At 32.1% G+C, this 5,248-nt stretch carries 5 protein-coding genes; all 5 read left to right on the forward strand.

Features of this window, described 5'->3' with window-relative positions; all coding sequences use genetic code 11:
• The first annotated feature begins 312 nt into the window (after positions 1-312).
• Positions 313-1,194: a DMT family transporter gene (locus tag L8D11_RS03200; RefSeq protein ID WP_236870234.1), complete on the forward strand. Its 882-nt coding sequence runs from the start codon at positions 313-315 to the stop codon at positions 1,192-1,194.
• A gap of 44 nt (positions 1,195-1,238) precedes the next feature.
• Positions 1,239-2,693, forward strand: coding sequence for a cryptochrome/photolyase family protein (locus L8D11_RS03205; RefSeq protein ID WP_236870235.1), 1,455 nt, complete (start codon positions 1,239-1,241; stop codon positions 2,691-2,693).
• Positions 2,694-2,832: 139 nt separating this feature from the next.
• A complete protein-coding gene (locus tag L8D11_RS03210) occupies positions 2,833-3,159 on the forward strand; it encodes a HesB/IscA family protein (RefSeq protein WP_236870236.1) in 327 nt (108 codons plus the stop codon).
• A gap of 25 nt (positions 3,160-3,184) precedes the next feature.
• Positions 3,185-3,562 carry a 30S ribosome-binding factor RbfA gene (gene rbfA / locus L8D11_RS03215; RefSeq protein ID WP_236870237.1) on the forward strand — a complete coding sequence of 126 codons (378 nt, stop codon included), beginning with the start codon at positions 3,185-3,187 and terminating at the stop codon, positions 3,560-3,562.
• Between the two features lie 112 nt (positions 3,563-3,674).
• Positions 3,675-5,126 carry an Asp-tRNA(Asn)/Glu-tRNA(Gln) amidotransferase subunit GatA gene (gatA, locus tag L8D11_RS03220; protein WP_236870238.1) on the forward strand — a complete coding sequence of 484 codons (1,452 nt, stop codon included), beginning with the start codon at positions 3,675-3,677 and terminating at the stop codon, positions 5,124-5,126.
• The last annotated feature ends 122 nt before the right edge of the window (positions 5,127-5,248 follow it).

Below are 5,248 nucleotides of genomic sequence, written 5' to 3' on the forward strand. Positions count from 1 at the left end.
AGAATGCTCACAATGTTTTGCAGATTAAAGCGACTATGTCCTCTAATGAGTGGAATCTTTATGAAGCAAATATTGACAATGAGTTGATTCTAAAAGTTGCTTAACGCTATCTAATATTTATGCTTCCTATCTTCCTTGCTTTGCGTTTATGCAACGGCCTTTAATAATGTATGATCTATTCAAAATATCATTTGCTATAGAGTGGCATCGTGGTATGGTGTAGCAAAAATTCAAGAAAGTTGGTTACCACTAGAGTACTAAAATTTAGAATGTAACAAACATTACCTTTAGGTATGGCTTTAGAGGCAAATAATGAAGATAAAAGATAACAAAATTTCAGCAAATAATAAAAATATTGCAATATGCTTTATGGTTGCACATTGCTTGTGTATATCCTTGGGGACAGTTTTGCTAAAATTAATGCAGTTTGATTACCATATTACCCAGATAATGTTTTGTTATAATCTTTTAGTATGCGCGACATTATTATGTCTTTCTTTCTTTGGTCGCAACTCACTTAGAATATCATGTGCAAATATTAAATATCATTTTTTAAGATCAATTTTTGGTTTTGGTGGGTTTGTTTTATTCTTTTATTCATTGTCCAATATCCCAATAAATGAAGTAAGGGCAATCATTTCATTAGACCCTATATTGACAGCCTTATTTGCGGTGTTGTTTTTTCAAGAATCAATTAACATGATGAAGATTATTTCATTCATTGCAACTTTTATTGGAGCCATAATATTGCTTCATCCAGAAAATATTCAACTATCAACGGGGGCAATAATATCGTTGTTAGCTGCAATAAGTTTTGGTATTTATAATAATGTTACTAAAAAGATTACGACCGGTAAAACAATTGATCAAATTTTTTATCTATCACTTTTTTCCTTGCTATACACAACCATACCAGCGATTTATTATTGGAACCCAATAATAAAACTTCAAGATATATTTTTAATTTTTGGTATTGCAATTTTATTCATGCTTAGTTCTATTACTGTATTTCATGCATTTAAAAGAGCTGAATTATCATTAATTATGCCAATACATTTTTTAGGAGTAGTAATGACTGCAATTTTGGGATTTCTATATTTTGATGAAAAAATAGGTTATTTGACTGTTATTGGAACTTTTGTGATAACTATAGGGATGATGCCGCTTTTTTTAAAAAGAAGTGGAAATACCTGAAAATTTTTGATCTATAAAAAGAATGCACAGGATAATTTTGAAATATGAAAGAAAAAACAGTAATACACTGGTTTAAACAAGATCTAAGATTGCATGATAATCCCTCATTGTATAGTTCTTGCAAAACAGGTAGAATAATACCAATATATATATTTGATACTTACAATCCAAAGCAATATCAAATTGGAGGTGCAAGTAGTTGGTGGCTGCATCATTCATTGATTTCATTGCAAAAATCACTTAGTGGAAATTTATGTTTATTTTTAGGCAACCCCAAAGACATTTTGTTGTATTTAATCGACAAGTATAATGTTTGTTCAGTGCATTGGAATAGATGTTACGCTTCATGGAAAATTGAAAGAGATAGCGATATTGAGAAATTTTTAACATCAAAAGGTGTAGAAGTTAAGACCTATAATGCATCATTACTATGGGAGCCTTGGGAGACATTGAAACAGGACGGAACTCCTTATAAGGTTTTTACCCCCTTTTATAAAAGTGGTTGTTTGTTAAATGGTGTTTCACCCAGAAAACCAATACCAGCTCCCGTTAAAATTGAGTTTTTCTTTAAGGATAATGAGTATAATAACATTGAAAAATTAAATTTATTGCCAAACTTAGCTTGGCATAAAAAATTGAGTAAACATTGGGATATTGGAGAAAAGAATGCAATATCTAAGCTTGCTGATTTTATTGAATCGAGTTTGCAAAATTATAAAGAAGGCAGAAATTACCCTGGAGAGAATTTTGCTTCTAGGCTTTCACCACATATTCATTTTGGTGAGATATCTCCAAATTTCATTTGGAATAAAATCAATTCCATTGAATCAGATGAAAATACACAACACTTTTTCAGTGAATTAGGTTGGAGAGAATTTTCATATTATTTATTGTACCATTTTCCATTTCTTCCAAAAAAAAATTTGCAGAAAAATTTTGATAAATTTCCATGGGAAAAGAATGAGAAATATTTAGATTGTTGGCAAAAAGGCATAACTGGTTATCCAATTGTAGATGCAGGAATGCGCCAACTTTGGGAAGAAGGATATATGCATAATCGAGTTAGAATGATTGTTGGTTCTTTTTTGGTAAAAAATCTACTTCTGCATTGGCATCATGGACAAAGGTGGTTTTGGGATTGTTTGGTTGATGCTGATTTGGCTAATAACAGTGCAGGCTGGCAGTGGATTGCTGGATGTGGAGCTGACGCTGCTCCATATTTTAGAATTTTTAATCCTGTTACACAAGGTCATAAATTTGATGCCCAAGGTAAATATACAAGAAAATATGTGCCTGAGCTAAATAATTTACCTAATAAGTACCTTTTTTCTCCATGGGAAGCTCCTAATAATATACTAAAAGAAGCGGGAGTTGTGCTGGGTGAAAATTATCCCTATCCAATTGTGAATTTGCAAGAATCAAGAAACTTAGCTCTAGAAGCTTACGATAAAATAAAATTAAAAAATAATATTAATAATGGGGACTCAATAGTCTTATAATATGTTAAACTTGCGACTGAGAAAGATAAGGTAAATCTTGCACTATTTGACGCACGTGAATTATTTATTGAATAGTCACAAATATTGATTTAAAATTCCGTTAAGTTCAATCAATAAGTTACTGCATTTTAAGGAGTTTATGTACAATTTCGTCGTATCAGAAAGTGCTGCGAAGCGGATTAATTGCTTGAACTCTAAGGAATCAAATTCACAAATGTTAAGGGTTAAGGTAGAAGGAGGCGGATGTAATGGTCTTAAATATCAAATAGGGTTAACGGATTTAAAAAATAGTGATGATGTAATTTTTACCAAAGACGGAGCAAATGTTGTGGTTGATAAAATTTCAATAAATTATTTAAAAGATTCCCAGTTGGAATATGTTGAAGAGTTAGGTAATGCATCGTTTGTGGTGAAAAATCCAAATTCCAAATCAAGTTGTGGATGTGGCTCCTCATTTTCATTTTAATAATATAATAGATATCAAGTAGGTTATGACATATCAATATAAAAAAGCTCCAACGAATAGACAGCTGAGAGTGTCTGAAATTATCAGGCAAGAAATGGCTCAAATTTTTACAAGGGGTGAAGTTTTTCATCCTGCTTTTGAGAAAATTCCATTTACTATACTGGATGTTAAAACCAGCGCTGATTTAAAAATATCTACGATTTTTATACATTCTGTTGATGAAAAATTTGATAAGGATTTAGTAAAAGCATTGAACATTTTAGCGCCAGAGTATCGTAAAAAATTGTCTGTTAGAATGCAACTTAAATTTCTACCACAGATAAGGTTTGAGATTGATAGGCATATAGATGATAAGATAAGGCTAGAGAAATTGTTAGATACAATTGGTAAAGAAAAGGTCTAGCATAAATGAACATAGCTACAGGTTATTTTGAGAGAGTTTATTAAGAAAGTGCTAGACAAATTGATATTATTTAGCAGAATTACTAAAAATATAAAATTATAAAGAGATGGCGATGCAAGAATTAAAAGGATTACCTTATTATAAAATTAGGCAATTACTTGTTGATAAAGAGGTGTCTGCACTTGAATTGACAAATGCATATATTGAAACATCTAGGGAAGCCAATAAAAAGTATAATGCCTATCGAGAGATTACAGATGAATATGCAATAAATCAAGCCAAAGCATCTCAAGAAAGAATCGACAAAGGACAGGCGCTAAAAATTGAGGCGATGCCAATAGGTGTAAAGGATAATTACTGCACAAAAGGTGTACTAACCACGGCTTGCTCCAAAATGTTAGAAAATTTCATTCCTCCTTATGAATCTACTGTGACTAATCAATTATTTGCAAATGGTGGTATCATGATTGGTAAGGCTAATATGGATGAATTTGCTATGGGTTCGTCCAATACTAATAGTTATTTTGGTAATGTAATAAACCCATACAAAGCTAGTGATTCAAATAGAGATTTAGTTGCTGGTGGTTCTTCAGGTGGTTCTGCAGCAGCAGTTGCTGCAAATATGTGTTTAGGTGCTTTAGGTAGTGATACAGGAGGTTCGGTTAGGCTCCCTGCTGCCTTTACAGGTACAGTCGGGGTAAAGCCAACTTATGGTAGATGCTCTAGATATGGAATAATAGCATTTGCAAGTTCATTGGATCAAGCGGGAGTTTTTGCAAATAATATTACTGATGCTGGCTTAATTCTAGAATCCATTTCTGGATTTGATGAAAATGATTCTACCTCTAAAGATATTGCTCCTCCTGACATTTTAAATAGTATTGGAAAGAGTATCAAAGGCATGAAAGTTGGAGTTCCGAAAGAGTATCAAAAGGAAAATCTTAATCAAACAATTGTGGATTATTTAGAAAAAGCGAAGCAATGGTTTATTGATGCTGGGGCGGAGATTGTGAATATTTCATTACCTCATACAGATCATGCACTTGCAACTTATTACATAATTACGTCAGCAGAAGCCTCGTCTAATTTAGCTAGGTATGATGGAGTTCGATATGGCACTAGAATAGAAGGGGATGGTGATAATTTTCAAGATATGATTGAAAGAACAAGAGGTGAATGCTTCGGTGCTGAAGTTAAAAGAAGGATAATTTCTGGCACTTATGTGTTGTCTGCAAGCCACTTTGGGGCTTATTATCAAAAAGCACAAAAAGTTAGAAGACTAATAGCAAATGATTTTACTAGTGCTTTTGAAAAAGTTGATGTTATTCTTACGCCAACTACTTCAAATTCTGCTTTTGCAATTGGAGAAAAATCAAATCCAATCGATATGTATAATAATGATTTATTCACAGTTCCTGCTAGTCTTGCAGGATTACCATGTATGTCAATCCCCATTGGGTTTTCTCATAATAAACTACCTCTAGGGCTTCAGCTTATAGCAAACTCTTATGATGAGGAAAATTTATTCAAATTTGCAAACATTGTTGAAAAAAGGGCATTATAGTGGACTGAAAAAGTCAGACAACAAAAAGAGTAGTTTTATTTCCTAAAAGATATAAAAATATAAATAAAAAATAAGAAGTATGAGTAAAAAAGAAAAAAGAAATTTTAGCGCTGAACAAAAAA

The sequence above is a fragment of the Candidatus Bandiella numerosa genome (assembly GCF_021811875.1).
GTDB classification, from domain to species: domain Bacteria; phylum Pseudomonadota; class Alphaproteobacteria; order Rickettsiales; family Midichloriaceae; genus Aquirickettsia; species Aquirickettsia numerosa_A.